Origin of the sequence: Allochromatium palmeri, from assembly GCF_009720725.1 — a bacterium.
Taxonomy (GTDB): Bacteria; Pseudomonadota; Gammaproteobacteria; order Chromatiales; family Chromatiaceae; genus Thermochromatium; species Thermochromatium palmeri.
The window spans coordinates 104,209-119,732 of sequence record NZ_WNKT01000003.1; the positions used below are offsets into that span (position 1 = coordinate 104,209).

The window sequence follows — 15,524 nt, forward strand, 5'->3', positions numbered from 1 at the left end:
CGACGAATCAGGACCGATTATGCACACGGGCATAGCGACCACCTGGCAGGGATGATACATGACCCTCGAGTTCCATGAGCAACAGCATGGACGAAATCCGCTCGACCGCCAACCCCGTGCGACTGGTCAGATCATCAAGTGTCACCGGATCGTGCCCCATCTCCGTCAGGAGCTGCGCCTGATCGGGCGGCAGCGTCAAGACCGAATCAGGGGTTCCGATCGCCGGCGCGCGCTCGGACGCGAGCAGGGCCGCGCGCAGTTGCGGGGCCAGCTCGGCCAGGATCTCATCGGGTTCCTCGACGAGCTTGGCGCCCTCGCGGATGAGCGCATGACAGCCGCGCGAGAGCGGATTGCGAATCGAGCCGGGTATGGCGAAGACCTCGCGCCCCTGCTCCAGTGCCTGGCGTGCCGTGATCAGCGAGCCGCTCTTGAGCGCCGCTTCGGTGACCAGCACACCCAGGCTCAGGCCGCTGATGAGCCGGTTGCGACGCGGAAAGCTGCTTGCCAGCGGTCCCTGCCCCGGCGGCAGCTCGCTGACCATCACGCCGCGCTCGACCAGGCGCCGGGCCAGATCGCGATGCACGGCTGGATAGACCCGGTCCGGCCCGGTGCCGAGCACCGCGATGCTGTGTCCTGTCTCCAGGGCCGCCGCATGGGCCGCGCCATCGATGCCGATGGCCAGACCGCTGGTGACGATCAGGCCATGACCGGCCAGACGGCGCGCAAAGTCGCTGGTGATCTCGCGTCCGCCCGGCGTGGGGTTGCGACTGCCGACGATGGCGATCTGCGGCTCGCTCAGCAGACGGGCGTCGCCGCGCGCATACAGCAGTGGCGGCGGGTCGGCGATCTCGGTCAGCGCCGGTGGATAGCGCGGATCGGCGAGCGTGATGAGATGGGCGTCGGGCTGTTCGGCCCAGGCGCAAATGGTATCGATGAGCTCGGCCTCGGGCTGACGCAGCGCCGCGACGGTCTCGGGCTTGAGGCCGATCTGTTCGAGTCGGGTGTCGCTCGCCGCCCGCACCGCGCTCGGTGAGCCGAAACCCTCCATCAAGCGCACAAAGGTGCGCGGCCCCACGCGCGGTGCCAGGATGAGCGCGAGCCAGTCCTCGATCGGCGCCTCCGATCCGTCGCGCGGTCGCCACATATGAAGGATCAGGACGGCGGTGCGGCAATCCAGTCGCCGACCTGGAGCGCGCGACTGGTGTTGAGGATAAGTCCGAAACTGACCCGATCGAACACCCGGAACACCATCAGGACACCGGCACGCTCGAACGGCTTGACGTATTCGGCCTTGTCGCGCCGATAGCCCGGATTCAGGGGAAAGCTCGCGTCCCGAGATGGCTCGTCGGCGCGCCAGCCCTTGAAGTCATAATCACGCCCGAGCCAGAACTCGCTCGAAAAGGGACTCTCCATCAACCAGTCGTTGTTGGCGATTCCGGCCCGCACCTGATCGCGCGCCTTCTCGCCGCCGACAAAGACCTCGAACACATGACCGGGTTCGAGCCCGTCGCGCGAGCCGCGATTGATGATGACCACGTCGAATTGGCCGATCTGCGAGACGCCGTTCATGACCGAGAGGATGCGTCCGCGCATCTGCGCGGGGGCTGGACGCGGCAGGAAGTCGACAAGCGGCTGCTCGGCGGCGGCTGGAATGACCCGGTCGCCGATCGCGACCTCGCGCTCCATGCGCGTCACCCGCAGCTTGGCCGGATCGCCCGTGCGCTCCAGTGCCGCGTTGGCGACGAAGGCGGCCTCATAGCCGAGCAGTTCGTTGGTGTCCGGGTCACGCAGCGGGTCGCCGGGTCGCAGCACCTGAAACTGGGTGACATCGCTTGAGCGGATCTTGCGCACATAGATCTCGTCATTGACACCGGCAACGATGTGCTCATCGGGAAAGCCGACGACATAGAAGGCCCGCTTGATGTCATCGGAATCGGCGACATAGGGCTGGGTCAGAAAGGGCGCGATCGAGCCGATACGGATGATCGGAACCGGCGCGCTGATCGCCTCGGAGCGCACCTGCGGACTGAGCTTGACCACACGCGGTCCACCGCGCCCGTCGGCGCGCCCGATCACCGGACGGCCGTCGATCATGACCAGTTCCAGCACATCGCCCGGATAGATGAGGTTGGGATTTTCGACGCCCGGATTGGCACGCCAGACCTCTGACCAGCGCCAGGGATCGCGCAGGAAGCGTCCGGCGATACCCCAGAGCGTGTCCCCTGGCCGCACGACATAGGTCTGAGGCGCTCCAGGCGCCAGTTCGACCGCGAACACTCCCGGCGCCAGAAGAGCCAGGGAGCCGATGAAAACGAAAAGAACGGCGAAACGGCGTTGCATGGCGCGCATGACCCTCCGCGCTGGTCGAAACGGGATGCTCCCGTCCCCACGATGGGATGTAGTATCCTGGAGATAGTAGCGCACACCGCTTCGTCTCGACCACCCGTTGACTCAAGCCAAATTCAGATTCGCATGGCCATACTCGATATTCTCACCTTTCCCGATCCGCGACTGCGCAAGCAGGCACGGCCCGTCGAGCAGGTCGACGACCAGATTCGCCAATTGGTCGACGACATGCTCGAAACCATGTATGCCGCGCCCGGCATCGGACTGGCCGCCACCCAGGTCGATGTGCAACGTCAGGTCATCGTCATCGATGTCTCCGAGGGACACGACACGCCGCAGTGCTTCATCAATCCGCGCCTCCTCGCACGCGAAGGCACCGAGCAGATGGACGAGGGCTGTCTGTCCGTACCCGGCTTCTTCGAGAGCGTCACCCGCGCCGAGCGCGTGACCGTCGAGGCGCTCGACCGCGACGGCAATCCCTTCAAGCTCGACGCCGATGGTCTGCTTGCCGTCTGCATTCAGCACGAGATCGATCATCTCAACGGCAAGCTCTTCGTCGACCACATTTCCCTGCTCAAGCGCCAGCGCATTCGTCACAAACTCGAAAAGCAGCGTAAGGAGCGCCAGTACGCCGAAGCGGCACGGGCGAATGCAGATGCCGAGCCTCAACGCGGCGTCATTTGAGCAATGAAATCACTGCGTATTCTATTTGCCGGCACGCCCGATTTCGCCGTCCCCTGTCTCGCCGCGCTGCTCGATGCCGGGCATGAGGTGATCGGCGTCTACACCCAGCCCGACCGCCCGGCCGGACGCGGGCGCAAGCTCCAGATGAGTCCGGTGAAGGCGCTGGCGCTCGATCGCGGTCTTCCGGTGTATCAGCCCGAAAGTCTCAAGCGTGATCCTGAGGCTGTCGAGCAACTGCGTGCGCACAGCGCGGATCTGATGGTGGTGGTCGCCTATGGTCTGCTGCTGCCGACAAGCGTTCTGGACGCCCCGCGACTCGGCTGTGTCAATGTGCATGCCTCGTTGCTGCCGCTCTGGCGCGGGGCGGCGCCGCTCCAGCGCGCCATTCTCGCCGGCGACAGCGAGACCGGCGTCTGCATCATGCGCATGGAGGCGGGGCTGGATACCGGGCCGGTCTACCACCGGGTCGCGACCCCGATCGCGGCGCACGAAACCGGCGGCACCCTGCACGACCGGCTGGCCGAGCTTGGTGCGCAGGCGCTCGTCGAGGCCCTGCCCGGCATCGCGGATGGTTCGCTCGCTCCAGAACCTCAGGACGACACGCACGCGACCTATGCCCACAAGCTCAGCAAGGATGAAGCCACGATCGACTGGAGCGCACCCGCCGCGGCCATCGAACGGCAGGTGCGGGCGTTCGATCCCTGGCCGGTCGCTCAGACGACGCTGGAGGGTGCTACGCTGCGGATCTGGTCGGCTGAAGCCGAGCCGGTGAGCGCCGAGACTGGCGCGATCACGCCCGGAACCGTGGTTCAGGCCGATCGCACCGGCCTGCGCGTGGCCACGGGCACAGGCCAGCTGCGCCTCACGCGCGTGCAGCCGGCCGGCAAAAAACCCATGAGCGCGGCGGACTATCTGAACGCGCGACATTTGGACGGCGCGCGTTTTGGCTGAGCGCAGATCCCCCCACACGCCCATGGCGGGCGCACCGGGCGCTGAGTCGCGCGCCGCCGCTGCACGCGCCCTGCACGCGGTGCTCGATCGCGGTCAATCGCTCACGCGCGTACTGCAAGTCGACCGGACACCGCGCTCGCCGGCCGATCAGGCGCTGGTGCAGGAGATGGTCTATGGCGCGCTGCGAATGCTGCCGCGTCTGCGGCTCATCGCCAGCCGCCTGCTCGACCGTCCGCTCAAGCCGCGCGACAGCGATCTCCAGGCACTGATCCTGATCGGGCTTTATCAGATCGGCTTCATGAAGACGCCGGCCCATGCCGCGGTCTCGGCCACGGTCGAGGCTGCGCGCCAGCTTGGCAAGCCGCGTCTGGCCGGTCTGGTCAACGCGCTGCTGCGGCGTTTTCTGCGCGAGCGCGAGACGCTGCTGGCCTGGACCGACACTCAGCCCGAGGCACGCTGGCTCTTCCCCGACTGGTTGCTCGAACGTCTGCGCGCCGACTGGCCGGAGGACTGGGAGTCGATCGTCCTGGCCAGCAACGCACGCGCGCCCATGGCGCTGCGCGTCAATCCGCGGCGACAGGAACGCGCGGCCTATCTGGCTGAACTCGACGCCGCCGGCATCGGCGCGCGCGCCATCGACGGACTCGACACGGGCGTCCTACTCGATCAGCCACGCGCCATGCGCGAACTTCCAGGCTTCAATGAAGGCCGGGTCTCGATCCAGGACAGCGGCGCGCAACTGGCCGCGCGACTGCTCGATGCCCAGCCCGGCGAGCGCGTGCTCGATGCCTGCGCCGCGCCCGGCGGCAAGACCGCTGCCATCCTGGAGCGCGCGGGGAACGCGCTGGATCTGGTCGCCATCGACAGCGACGAGACGCGACTGGCCACGGTCGGCGCGACACTCGACCGGCTCGGACTCGCGGCTCAGGTGCACGTCGACGATGCGGCTGATCCGCGCGGGGATTGGACCGCCCGCCCCTTCGATCGCATCCTGCTCGATGTGCCCTGCTCGGCGACCGGCGTCATCCGCCGTCATCCCGACATCAAGTGGCTGCGCCGTCCCGAGGACATCGCCGCGCTCGCCGCCACTCAGTCGCGGATGCTGGATGCCATCTGGCCGTTGCTGCGCCCCGGCGGACGGCTGCTCTATGCCACCTGTTCGCTGCTCGCCGAGGAGAACGAGCGTCAGGTCGAAGCCTTCCTCGCCCGTCAGCCCGAGGCGCATGCACTCACCCTGGACACCGATTGGGGTCAGGCACGCGCAGTTGGCCGTCAACTCCTGCCCCTGCCGGATGGACAGGATGGCTTCTTCTATGCCGTGCTCGCAAAGGCGGCCTCATGAGCACTGGCAAGGTCTCGGGCTTCACGCTGATCCTGGTCGTGATCGCACTGCTGGCACTCGCTGCCGACGCGCTGGCGCGTACCTCGAGGTTCAACGTCGAGCAGGCCCAGACGCGGGAGCAGGCGGGACAGATCCTCATGAGTGCCAACATCGGCTTTGATTTCAGCGAGCCGGTGCTGGAGGCGCTCGATCATGGCGTGCCCCTGACCCTTGTCGTTCATGTCCAGGTGCGTCGCACCAAGGCCTGGATGTGGGAGGACAGTCTGGTCGATGAGCAATGGCGCTATGCCATCCGCTATCGGCCGCTCTCCGAACGCTACGAGGTCTATCGGCTGCCGGGCAGTGAAGGGCGTGACTTCGTTACCCGCGATGCGGCCATTCGCGCCCTGGGCGAACTCACCGACCAGACGCTCATTAGCCGCGCTCGGCTCGACCCGGACGCGGACTATGAGCTCCAGATCAAGGTCTTCCTGGACATCGAGGAACTGCCCCTGCCTCTGCGTCCCATGGCGTATCTGACGCCCTCCTGGAAGCTGTCGAGCGGTTGGACGAAGTGGCCCCTAAACCACTGAACTGGCATCGCGGACTGGGAACCCTGCCGGTCGCACTCCTGATCCTCGGACTCTTCGTGGTGCTCGTGCTGATGCGCGATGCGGTGGAGAACTCCGAGACGCTCAGCCGCGCCTTTCTGCCGCTGCTGTCAGTGGTACTGGCCGGGCTGGCGGTGCTGGCGGTGCTGGTGGTCGTCAACATCGTCAAGCTGGTGCGCCGCTATCGGCGTCAGGCCGCCGGCTCGCGTCTGACAGCGCGCATCGTGGTACTGTTTTCGCTCATCTCCCTGCTGCCGGTGGGCGCGGTCTATTATTTCTCGCTCGGCTTTCTGCTGCGCGGCATCGATAGCTGGTTCGATGTCGAGATCGGACGCGCCATGCAGGATGCGCTGGTGCTCAATCAGGCCTCGCTCGACCTCAATCAGCGACTGCTGGTCAAGATCAGCGAGCAACTGCTGGCCGGGATCGAGGATCGCTCGGCTACGGCCATCGCGCTCAGTCTCAACGATCTGCGCCGCCGCGCCGGGGCCATCGAGTTGACCGTCTATGGCGCCAGCGGTCAGGTACTGGGTACGGCCAACGAGGATCCAACCCAGTTGGTACCGAATCAGGCCGAACGCGAGATCCATCAGAGCGCCCGCGCCGGCACGAACTATGTCGGGCTGGAGAGCAGACAGGGCAACGAGCTGGTCGTGCGCACCCTGGTCCAGGATCCGCGCGGGCGTCCCATGCTGATGCAGGCGATCTTTCCGACCTCGGCGCGCATCAGCGAGCTGTCCGAACGGCTGGAAGATGCCTACAACCGCTATACCGAGCTGGCCTATCTGCGCCAATCGCTCAAGCTGAGTTTCTCGCTCACACTGTCGCTGGTGCTCGCGTTCGGACTCATGGCGGCACTCATTGCGGCCTTCCACACCGCGCGCCGGCTGGTCGCGCCCATCGCCGACATTGCGCGCGCCACGCGCTCGATCTCCGATGGTGACTACGAGCAGCAGATCACCCTGCCCCGTCACGACGACGAGCTGACCTTTCTGGTCGCCTCCTTCAACGCCATGTCACGCCGGATTGCCAAGGCGCGCGACGCGGCGACGCGCAGCAGGCAGGCGGTCGAGACGCAGCGCAACTATCTGGAGACCATCCTCGGGCGTCTGTCCTCGGGCGTGGTGGCCTTCGACGAGGCGCAGCGACTGCGCACCGCCAATCCGGCCGCACTCCTGATCCTGGCGCTCGATCTCGACGAGGATCCGGAACCCGTCACACTCGAACGCCTGGAGCGCACTAATCCCTGGCTCACACCCTGGACCGAGACCGTGCGCCGCCATCTCGCCGAGGCCCAGCCCTGGCGCGCGGAGGTCACACTGCAACGCGACGAGACCAGCCAGACGCTCATGTGCCGTGGCAGCCCGCTGCCCCTGCCCGATGCCACTCAGCGCGGCCATGTCGTGGTCTTCGACGATATCAGCTCGCTGATCGTCGCCCAGCGCAACGCCGCCTGGGCCGAGGTGGCGCGCCGGCTCGCGCACGAGATCAAGAATCCGCTCACCCCCATCCAGCTCTCGGCCGAGCGTCTGCGTCACAAGCTGCTGGCCAAGGCTGATGAGAACGACGCGCGCCTCATCGAGCGCGCTACCGGCACCATCATCCAGCAGGTCGAAGCCATGAAGACGATGGTCAACGACTTCTCGGACTACGCCAAGAGTCCCACACTCAAAGCCGAGCCGCTGGTCTTCGATCAGCTCGCACGCGAGGTGCTGGATCTTTATCGCAGCGCGGGCGTGCCGGCGCTCAGGATCGCGCTCGGCGCGCCCGAGATTCAAGTCCGGGGCGATCCCTTGCGACTACGGCAGGTCATCCACAATCTGATCAAGAACGCTCAGGAAGCCCTTGAGGGGTGCGCCAACGCCGAAATCGGCGTAAGCACCGAACTCGTCCAGGCTGAGGATACGCCCTGTCTGCAATTCCTGGTGGCCGACAATGGTCCGGGGTTTGCTCCCCAGTTGCTCGACCGGCTTTTTGAGCCCTATGTCACCACGAAAGCCAAGGGCACGGGCTTGGGTCTGGCGATCGTCAAGAAGATAATCGAGGAACATGGCGGTATGATCGGGGTCGAGAATCGCAATTCCGGCGCCTTGATCAGGGTCCGAATACCAGTTTGGCAAGCGACCGCTACGGCGGTCCACGGTCGGGAGCAATACAAACCACTATGAGCGCAACCCATATCCTGGTCGTCGACGACGAACCCGACATTCGCGGCTTGGTTAAAGAAATCCTCGAGGACGAGGGTTATGCCGTCGCTGTGGCTGAGAACGGCGAGGCCGCGCGTCACGCCCTGCGTGATCGACGGCCCGATCTGATCCTGCTCGATATCTGGATGCCGGATATCGACGGCATCTCGCTGCTCAAGGAGTGGGCCGAGGATGATGAGCTGCCCTGTCCGGTGATCATGATGTCCGGTCACGGCACCGTGGAGACGGCGGTCGAGGCCACACGCCTGGGCGCCTATGACTTTCTCGAAAAGCCGCTGTCCATGGCCAAGCTCTTGCTGACCCTGGAACGCGCCCTGGAGGCCGACAAGCTCCAGCAGGAGAACATCGGACTCAAGCGCCGCGCGCCCCAGGTCCATGAACCGGTCGGACGCAGTGCGGTCATGCAGCGTCTGCGCGAGCAAGTCAAACGCATCGCCCAGCACGATACCTGGGTGCTCATCACCGGCGAGGCCGGCAGCGGACGCGAGACCTTCGCGCGCTATCTGCACTCACAGAGCGCGCGCCGAGAGCGCCCCTTCATCGATCTGAGCGTCTCCGCGCTGGCCGGCGGCAATGCCGCGCGCGAGCTGTTCGGGGTCGAAGAAGGTGAGCACACCCACTATGGCAGTCTGGAGAAGGCCGCCGGCGGCACGCTGCTGCTCGACGAAGTGGCCGACATGGAGTGGGAGGCGCAATCCAAGCTGCTTGGGGCGCTCGACAGCGGATCGTTTCTACGTGTCGGCGGTAGCGAGCCGGTGCGCATCGATGTGCGTATCGTCGCCATCACGCAGCGCAATCTGGAAGAGGAAGTCCGCGCCGGACGCTTCCGCGAGGATCTGTTCTATCACCTCAACGTGGTGCCGCTCAACATCCCGCCGCTCGAAGAACATGCCGAGGATGTGCCTGATCTGCTGAACTTCTATCTCGATTATTTCGCCACCCACGAGAAGCTGCCCTATCGGCGTTTCAGCGTCGGTGCTCAGAACTTTCTGCGCAACTACGGCTGGCCGGGCAATGTGCGCGAACTCAAGAATCTGGTCCAGCGCGTGCTGATCCTGGGCGCAGGCGATGAAATCAGCCAGAAAGAGGTCGAGAGCGCGCTCGGCGCGCCGCCGCCGGTCCAGGTCCAGACGCTCGACGGTCTGGTGTCCTTCGATCAGCCACTGCGTCAGGCGCGTGAGCAGTTCGAGAAAGCTTATCTCGACTATCAGCTCGAAAAGCACCAGGGCAACGTCAGCAAGATGGCCAAGGAGGCCGGGATGGAGCGCACCCATCTCTATCGCAAGCTGCGCTCGCTCGGCATCGAGATCAAGGAACGACGATGAACCCCTGGAAGCGAGCGGTTATATGAAAATCATCATCCTCGGTGCCGGTCAGGTCGGTTCCTCGGTGGCGGCCAATCTGGTCAGTGAGGCCAACGACATCACGGTGGTCGATCAGGACGCTGATCTTCTGCGTGATTTGCAGGACCGCTTCGATCTGCGCACGGTGCAGGGCCATGGCGCCCATCCAGACGTGCTCGTGCGCGCGGGCGCTGAGGACGCTGACATGATCATCGCGGTCACCAACAGCGACGAAACCAATATGGTCGCCTGTCAGGTGGCCTATACGCTGTTTCACACCCCGACCAAGATCGCGCGGGTGCGCGCCCAGAGCTTTCTCGATCAACCCAAGCTCTTCGGGAGCGAAGCACTGCCGATCGATGTCGCCATCAGTCCCGAGGCGCTGGTCACCGACTATATTCTGCGTCTGATCGAAAATCCGGGCACGCTCCAGGTGCTCGATTTTGCCAGCGGGCGCATCCGGCTGGTGGCGGTGCGCGCCTTCCATGGCGGGCCGCTGGTCGGTCAGGAGCTGCGGGCGCTCCATGAGCACATGCCGCATGTGAAAGCGCGCGTGGCGGCCATTTATCGTCAGGATCACGCCATCCAGCCCGAGGGCGACACCCGCATCGAGGTCGACGATGAGGTGTTCTTCGTCGCGGCGCCGGCGCATATTCGCACCGTGATGGGCGAGCTGCGCCGGCTCGATCCGTCCTACAAGCGGCTGATCATTGCCGGCGGCGGCAACATCGGCATGCGTCTGGCCAAGGCGCTGGAGCCGAACTACCGCGTCAAGCTCATCGAGCGCAATCTCAAGCGCTGCAAACAGATCGCCGAGGATCTGGAGCGCACCATCGTGCTGCATGGTGACGCGGCCGATCAGGAGTTGCTGCTGGAGGAGAACATCGAGAACACCGATGTTTTCTGTGCCGTCACTAATGACGATGAGGCCAACATCATCTCGGCGATGCTGGCCAAGCGGCTCGGGGCGCGTAAGGTGATGGCGCTCATCAACCGCCCGTCCTATGTCGATCTGGTGCAGTCAGGCGCCATTGATATCGCCATCTCGCCCCAGCAGGCCACCATCGGCAGTCTGCTCAAGCATGTACGTCGTGGCGACGTGGTCATGGTGCACTCACTGCGCCGTGGCGCAGCTGAGGCCATCGAGGCCATCGCCCACGGCGATCCGACCTCCAGCAAGGTCGTCGGGCGACGGATCTCGGAGCTGAAGCTGCCCAAGGGGACGATCATCGGCGCCCTGGTGCGCGGCGACGATGTGCTGATCGCGCATGGCGAGACCCTCATTGATTCTGAGGATCATGTCATCCTTTTTCTGCAGGACAAGCGCCGCATTCAGGAGGTCGAACGGCTGTTCCAGGTCGGCGTGACCTTTCTATGAAGTTCGGCGCGGTTCAGAAGGTTCTGGGGCTGCTGCTGGCCATCTTCAGCTTCAGCATGCTGCCGCCGGTGGTTGTCTCGCTGATCTACGACGAGGGCGGCACCTGGCCCTTTCTGGCGGCCTTCGGGCTGACCCTCGGTCTGGGGCTGCTGATCTTTCTGCCGGTGTCCCGCTCGCGCGAGGTGCTGCGGGTGCGCGACGGCTTTCTGGTGGTGGTGCTGTTCTGGACCGTGCTGGGACTGGCCGGCGCCCTGCCCTTCTGGTTAGCGCCCAACCCAGCCGTTTCGGCCACGGACGCGGTCTTCGAATCGATCTCGGGGCTGACGACCACTGGAGCCACGGTCATCATCGGCCTGGACTATTTACCCAAGTCGATACTCTTCTACCGCCAGCAACTCCAGTGGCTCGGCGGCATGGGTATCATCGTGCTGGCCGTGGCGGTGCTGCCGATGCTCGGGATCGGTGGGATGCAGTTGTTTCGCGCCGAGATGCCCGGCCCGATGAAGGATTCCAAGCTCACGCCACGCATCACCGAGACGGCCAAGGCACTGTGGTATATCTATCTGTGGATGACGATCGCCTGTGCGCTCGCCTACTGGTGGGCGGGGATGACGGTTTTCGATGCCATCGGGCACGCCTTCTCAACCGTGGCCATCGGCGGTTTTTCGACCCATGATCAGAGCATCGGCTACTTCGACAGCACCGCCATCGAGTTGATTGCCGTGGCCTTCATGGTGCTGGCCGGCATGAGTTTTACGCTGCACTTCATGGTCGTGCGGCGTCAGGATCCGCGTATTTATTTCCAGGACAGTGAATTCCGGCTCTATCTGCTCGTGCTCGGCGTCGTCATCGCGATCACGACGCTGGCGCTCTATGAGAGCCAGACCTACGCGACCTGGTGGGACTCTTTCATCAAGGGGATGTTCCAGGCCGTCTCAATCAGCACCACGACCGGTTTTGCGACCGCCGAGTTCTATCTGTGGCCGCCTTTTATCCAGATCCTGCTGTTGTTGGCGAGCTTTGTTGGCGGCTGTGCCGGTTCCACCGGCGGCGGAATCAAGGTCATCCGTTTTCTGCTGCTCATCAAGCAGGGCGTGCGCGAGATCAGCCGCTTGATCCATCCCAACGCCCAGATTCCGGTGCGCATCGGCGGCAAGACAGTCGATCATCGCGTGGTCGATGCGGTCTGGGGCTTCTTCTCGCTCTATGTGGCGAGCTTCATCCTGATGTATCTGATGCTCGCCGCGACCGGGCTGGATTTGGTGACGGCGTTTTCGGCGGTGGCGGCCTGTATCAACAACCTGGGTCCGGGCTTGGCTGTGGTCGGTCCGCATTACGCGGATCTCAATGACACGGCCAAATGGATTCTCTGCTTCGCCATGCTGCTCGGGCGGCTGGAAATCTTCACGCTGCTGGTGTTGCTGTCACCGGCGTTCTGGCAGCGCTGATTCCGGGTCGAGTGTCGCCGGCCGGCTCCTGATCATGCATGATTTCGTCATTTACACAAATCAACATCAAGCCCACAGGTGAAGATGACCATGGCCAGCCCACGCCTCGAACGTATCACTATCGAACCTGGAAAATGCGGTGGCAGCCCCTGCATTCGGGGGTATCGCCTTCGGGTCAGCGATGTTCTCGCCTTGCTCGGCTCCGGCGCGACCCATGCGGAGATTCTGGAGGATTACCCCTTTCTCGAAGAGGAGGATATTTTCGCGGCGCTTGAGTATGCGGCCATTCAAACCGGCCATCCGATCCTGATCGCGGCATGAAACTCCTGGTCGACAATCAGTTGCCTGCGGCACTGGCGCGTTTTCTGGAGGAACGTGGCTTGGTCTGTCGCCATGTTTGCGATCTTGGCCTGGACGCCAGCGATGACAGGGTGATCTGGGAGCTTGCCCAAGCCGAGCATTGGGTCATCGTCACCAAGGACGAAGACTTTACATTGCTCGCGAATCGTACCGGCCAGACCGCACCACAGGTCGTTTGGGTCAGAATCGGCAATTGCCGTAAAAGCGTTCTGTTGAACGCCTTTGACCAGGCACTCCCGGATCTGATCCGCCTTCTGGAAGAAGGTCGAACCGTGATCGAAATGCGCTGACAACCGGCTCATCCATGCGTGGATGACAGTCCGGCTCGCTTGAAAATGAATTCGACCAGCTCCGCGATATCATTCAGTGGCAGCACGGGCGGATGTGGCGTGACCGGCGGCGGATCGTCGCTGGCGAGTGCGATGATCTCTGGATCGTCCGGATAGAGCGGCGGCTGACCCAGCGCGGCGCGATAGACCTCGATCTTGGGATAGCGGGCGTGCTTGAAGCCCTCGACCAGCACCAGATCGAGCCGGTCGCGCTCGAAGCGCGCCAGCATGGCGTCCAGATCGGGATCTTCGCCCTTGTGGTCGTTCTCGACCTGCAAGGCCCAACGCTCGCGCGAGGCGAGCAGGGTCTGGGCAGCTCCGGCGGCACGGATCTCGTAGCTGTCCTTGCCCGGACGATCCAGGTCGAAACTGTGGTGGGCATGTTTGAGATAGCCGACACGCAGTCCTTGCGCCTGAAGCGCGGCGACCAAACGTCGCAGGAGCGTCGTCTTGCCGCTGCCGCTGGGCGCGACAAAGCCGAGTACGGGGACATCGGGCCGGCTCGGGGACGTGATCATCTTTGGCTGGAGGAACGCTCAGTGTCTTCGTGTACAGCACACGCCTGATCGACATAGCGATCGCGCGCGGCCTTGGCGCGGGCGAAGATCTCCAGCAGATGCTCGCCGTCGGCGTCGCGGATGCTCTCGGCCAGATCCGTCATCTCGACGCCAAAACGCGCCAGCATGGCGCTCAGCGCCTCGCGGTTGGCCAGACAGATGTCGCGCCACATGACCGGATTGCTGGAGGCGATACGGGTGAAGTCGCGAAAGCCGCCGGCGGCATAGCGGAAGATCTCGTCGTTCTCGCGCATCCGCGCCAGCGCATCGACCAGCCCGAAGGCGAGCATGTGCGGCAGATGGCTGGTGGCGGCGAGCACTTCATCGTGATGGGCGACCGACATCTCAGTGACCTCGGCCCCGCACGCCTGCCACATCGCCGTCACCCGCGTCACGGCCTCGGGGTCGGTCTCGGCCAATGGGGTCAGGATCACGCGGCGATCCCGATAGAGCTTGGCGAAGGACGCTTCCACTCCACTGTGTTCGGTGCCGGCGATTGGATGTCCGGGGACCAGACGCTGTGGCACGCGACCGAAGACCGCGCGCGCATCCTCGACCACACTGCACTTGACGCTGCCCCCATCGGTCACGATCGTCTCGGGTCGCAACTGATCGCGTATGGCCGCCAGCGTGCCGCGCATGGCCCCGAGCGGCACGGCCAGAAATACCATATCGGCTTCGCGCACCGCTTCGGCCGGGTTCTGGGTGATACGGTCGACCACGCCCAGTTCGAGTGCGCGCTCCAGATTGTCGAGCGAACGCCCACAGCCGACGATCTCGCCAACGGCGCCGGCAGCCCGCAGCGCACGCGCCAGCGAGCCGCCGATCAGTCCGACTCCGATGATCGCGAGCCGCTCGATCATGACGCCAACACGTCCTCGAAGGCGGCGATGAAGCGCGCGTTCTCCGACTCCAATCCGATGCTGATGCGCAGATGGTTCGGCATCCCGTAGTTACCGACCGGGCGCACGATGACACCACGCTTGAGCAGAGCTTCGTTGACGGGCGCGGCCGGGCGTCCGCAGTCGACCGTGACGAAGTTGCCGACCGAAGGGATGTAGTCGAGTCCCAGACGCTTGAAGGCGCTGGTCAGTTGCTGCATTCCGGCGCGGTTCAGCTCGACTGAGGCGCGCACATGCTCGCGATCATTGATCGCCGCGATCGCCGCCGCCTGAGCCAGTGCATTAACGTTGAACGGCTGGCGCACCCGATTGAGCAGATCGGCGAGGCGCGGATCACTGAGCGCATAGCCCACACGCAGTGACGCCAGACCATGAGCCTTGGAGAAGGTGCGGGTGACGATCAGATTGGGGAAGGTCTCGATCCAGTGGGTCGCGTCCGGGAAATCCGGCTCAGCGACGTATTCGGTATAGGCTTCGTCGACCACCACGATGCAGGTTTTGGGCAGCGAACCGATGAAGGACTTGAGCGATTCGGCGGCCAGCCAGGTGCCGGTCGGATTGTTGGGATTGGCAATCCAGACCACGCGGGTTTGTTCGTTGACCAGCCGCGCCATGGCGTCCAGGTCGTGTCCATAGTCACGCGCCTTGGCTACACGCGCGGTCGCACCGACCGACTGAATGGCGATCGGATAGACCGCAAAGGCATGCTCGGAGAACACCGACTCGGTCCCAGGTTGCAGGAAGACGTGCGCGATCAGATCCAGCACGTCGTTGGAGCCGTTGCCGATGGTCACCGCCATCGGCGAGAGACCGTGATACTCGGCCAGCACTCGGCGCAGCTCGAAACCGCCGCCATCGGGATAACGGCCCAGCTCGGCGAGCACGGTATCCATGGCCGCACGCGCGCGCGATCCCGGACCTAGGGGATTTTCGTTCGAGGCCAGCTTGACCGAATCGCTGATGCCCAGCTCGCGCTCCAGCTCGGAGACCGGCTTACCGGGAACATAGGGCGTGAGTCCGGCGATCCAGGGAGCGGCCAGTGACAGAAAGGGGTTTTCAGCTTGACTCATGGGGTATATCCAACAAT

General features: G+C 64.4%; 15 protein-coding genes. 10 read left to right on the forward strand and 5 right to left on the reverse strand.

From position 1 onward, the window contains the following. Positions 1-7: 7 nt before the first annotated feature. Complete coding sequence (dprA, locus tag GJ668_RS02665; protein ID WP_155448565.1) at positions 8-1,144, reverse strand: DNA-processing protein DprA; 1,137 nt, start codon at positions 1,142-1,144, stop codon at positions 8-10. Positions 1,145-1,152: 8 nt separating this feature from the next. Continuing rightward, positions 1,153-2,349, reverse strand: coding sequence for a LysM peptidoglycan-binding domain-containing protein (locus tag GJ668_RS02670; RefSeq protein ID WP_155448566.1), 1,197 nt, complete (start codon positions 2,347-2,349; stop codon positions 1,153-1,155). Between the two features lie 123 nt (positions 2,350-2,472). Here GJ668_RS02670 and def point away from each other — a divergent pair, with 123 nt between their 5' ends. The 10 genes from def (at position 2,473) to GJ668_RS02720 (ending at position 12,939) form a co-directional block, all read left to right on the forward strand. Continuing rightward, positions 2,473-3,030 (forward strand): peptide deformylase, encoded by a 558-nt coding sequence (gene def, locus GJ668_RS02675; protein WP_155448567.1) that lies wholly within the window; start codon positions 2,473-2,475, stop codon positions 3,028-3,030. A 3-nt stretch (positions 3,031-3,033) separates the two neighbouring features. Beyond that, entirely contained in the window at positions 3,034-3,981 is a 948-nt protein-coding gene (gene fmt, locus GJ668_RS02680) for a methionyl-tRNA formyltransferase (RefSeq protein ID WP_155448568.1), read from the forward strand. Beyond that, positions 3,974-5,323, forward strand: coding sequence for a 16S rRNA (cytosine(967)-C(5))-methyltransferase RsmB (rsmB, locus tag GJ668_RS02685; RefSeq protein ID WP_155448569.1), 1,350 nt, complete (start codon positions 3,974-3,976; stop codon positions 5,321-5,323). The genes fmt and rsmB overlap by 8 nt, the downstream gene beginning before the upstream one ends. Beyond that, positions 5,320-5,895, forward strand: coding sequence for a DUF4390 domain-containing protein (locus GJ668_RS02690; protein ID WP_155448570.1), 576 nt, complete (start codon positions 5,320-5,322; stop codon positions 5,893-5,895). The genes rsmB and GJ668_RS02690 overlap by 4 nt, the downstream gene beginning before the upstream one ends. Next, entirely contained in the window at positions 5,877-8,081 is a 2,205-nt protein-coding gene (locus GJ668_RS02695) for an ATP-binding protein (RefSeq protein WP_186342838.1), read from the forward strand. The genes GJ668_RS02690 and GJ668_RS02695 overlap by 19 nt, the downstream gene beginning before the upstream one ends. Next, positions 8,078-9,445: a sigma-54-dependent transcriptional regulator gene (locus GJ668_RS02700; protein ID WP_155448571.1), complete on the forward strand. Its 1,368-nt coding sequence runs from the start codon at positions 8,078-8,080 to the stop codon at positions 9,443-9,445. Before GJ668_RS02695 ends, GJ668_RS02700 begins: the two co-directional genes overlap by 4 nt. Before the next feature lie 22 nt (positions 9,446-9,467). Continuing rightward, complete coding sequence (trkA, locus tag GJ668_RS02705; RefSeq protein ID WP_155448572.1) at positions 9,468-10,841, forward strand: Trk system potassium transporter TrkA; 1,374 nt, start codon at positions 9,468-9,470, stop codon at positions 10,839-10,841. Continuing rightward, entirely contained in the window at positions 10,838-12,289 is a 1,452-nt protein-coding gene (locus tag GJ668_RS02710; protein ID WP_155448573.1) for a TrkH family potassium uptake protein, read from the forward strand. The genes trkA and GJ668_RS02710 overlap by 4 nt, the downstream gene beginning before the upstream one ends. 90 nt (positions 12,290-12,379) lie before the next feature. After that, positions 12,380-12,610, forward strand: coding sequence for a DUF433 domain-containing protein (locus GJ668_RS02715; RefSeq protein ID WP_155448574.1), 231 nt, complete (start codon positions 12,380-12,382; stop codon positions 12,608-12,610). Beyond that, a complete protein-coding gene (locus tag GJ668_RS02720) occupies positions 12,607-12,939 on the forward strand; it encodes a DUF5615 family PIN-like protein (protein WP_155448575.1) in 333 nt (110 codons plus the stop codon). Before GJ668_RS02715 ends, GJ668_RS02720 begins: the two co-directional genes overlap by 4 nt. Before the next feature lie 8 nt (positions 12,940-12,947). Here GJ668_RS02720 and mobB read toward each other — a convergent pair whose 3' ends face one another. From mobB to hisC, 3 genes are read right to left on the reverse strand one after another with little or no spacing between them, the layout of a single operon-like run. Continuing rightward, positions 12,948-13,496, reverse strand: coding sequence for a molybdopterin-guanine dinucleotide biosynthesis protein B (mobB, locus tag GJ668_RS02725; protein ID WP_155448576.1), 549 nt, complete (start codon positions 13,494-13,496; stop codon positions 12,948-12,950). Next, entirely contained in the window at positions 13,493-14,398 is a 906-nt protein-coding gene (locus tag GJ668_RS02730) for a prephenate dehydrogenase (protein WP_155448577.1), read from the reverse strand. The genes mobB and GJ668_RS02730 overlap by 4 nt, the downstream gene beginning before the upstream one ends. Continuing rightward, a complete protein-coding gene (gene hisC / locus GJ668_RS02735) occupies positions 14,395-15,507 on the reverse strand; it encodes a histidinol-phosphate transaminase (RefSeq protein WP_155448578.1) in 1,113 nt (370 codons plus the stop codon). The genes GJ668_RS02730 and hisC overlap by 4 nt, the downstream gene beginning before the upstream one ends. Positions 15,508-15,524 lie beyond the last annotated feature (17 nt).

Excerpts from the sequence above, each read along its gene's own strand:
- dprA (WP_155448565.1), bottom strand. The coding sequence starts at position 1,144 with ATGTGGCGACCGCGCGACGGATCGGAGGCGCCGATCGAGGACTGGCTC.
- GJ668_RS02670 (WP_155448566.1), bottom strand. The coding sequence starts at position 2,349 with ATGCGCGCCATGCAACGCCGTTTCGCCGTTCTTTTCGTTTTCATCGGC.
- def (WP_155448567.1), top strand. The coding sequence starts at position 2,473 with ATGGCCATACTCGATATTCTCACCTTTCCCGATCCGCGACTGCGCAAG.
- fmt (WP_155448568.1), top strand. The coding sequence starts at position 3,034 with ATGAAATCACTGCGTATTCTATTTGCCGGCACGCCCGATTTCGCCGTC.
- GJ668_RS02690 (WP_155448570.1), top strand. The coding sequence starts at position 5,320 with ATGAGCACTGGCAAGGTCTCGGGCTTCACGCTGATCCTGGTCGTGATC.
- GJ668_RS02700 (WP_155448571.1), top strand. The coding sequence starts at position 8,078 with ATGAGCGCAACCCATATCCTGGTCGTCGACGACGAACCCGACATTCGC.
- trkA (WP_155448572.1), top strand. The coding sequence starts at position 9,468 with ATGAAAATCATCATCCTCGGTGCCGGTCAGGTCGGTTCCTCGGTGGCG.
- GJ668_RS02710 (WP_155448573.1), top strand. The coding sequence starts at position 10,838 with ATGAAGTTCGGCGCGGTTCAGAAGGTTCTGGGGCTGCTGCTGGCCATC.
- GJ668_RS02715 (WP_155448574.1), top strand. The coding sequence starts at position 12,380 with ATGGCCAGCCCACGCCTCGAACGTATCACTATCGAACCTGGAAAATGC.
- GJ668_RS02720 (WP_155448575.1), top strand. The coding sequence starts at position 12,607 with ATGAAACTCCTGGTCGACAATCAGTTGCCTGCGGCACTGGCGCGTTTT.
- mobB (WP_155448576.1), bottom strand. The coding sequence starts at position 13,496 with ATGATCACGTCCCCGAGCCGGCCCGATGTCCCCGTACTCGGCTTTGTC.
- GJ668_RS02730 (WP_155448577.1), bottom strand. The coding sequence starts at position 14,398 with ATGATCGAGCGGCTCGCGATCATCGGAGTCGGACTGATCGGCGGCTCG.
- hisC (WP_155448578.1), bottom strand. The coding sequence starts at position 15,507 with ATGAGTCAAGCTGAAAACCCCTTTCTGTCACTGGCCGCTCCCTGGATC.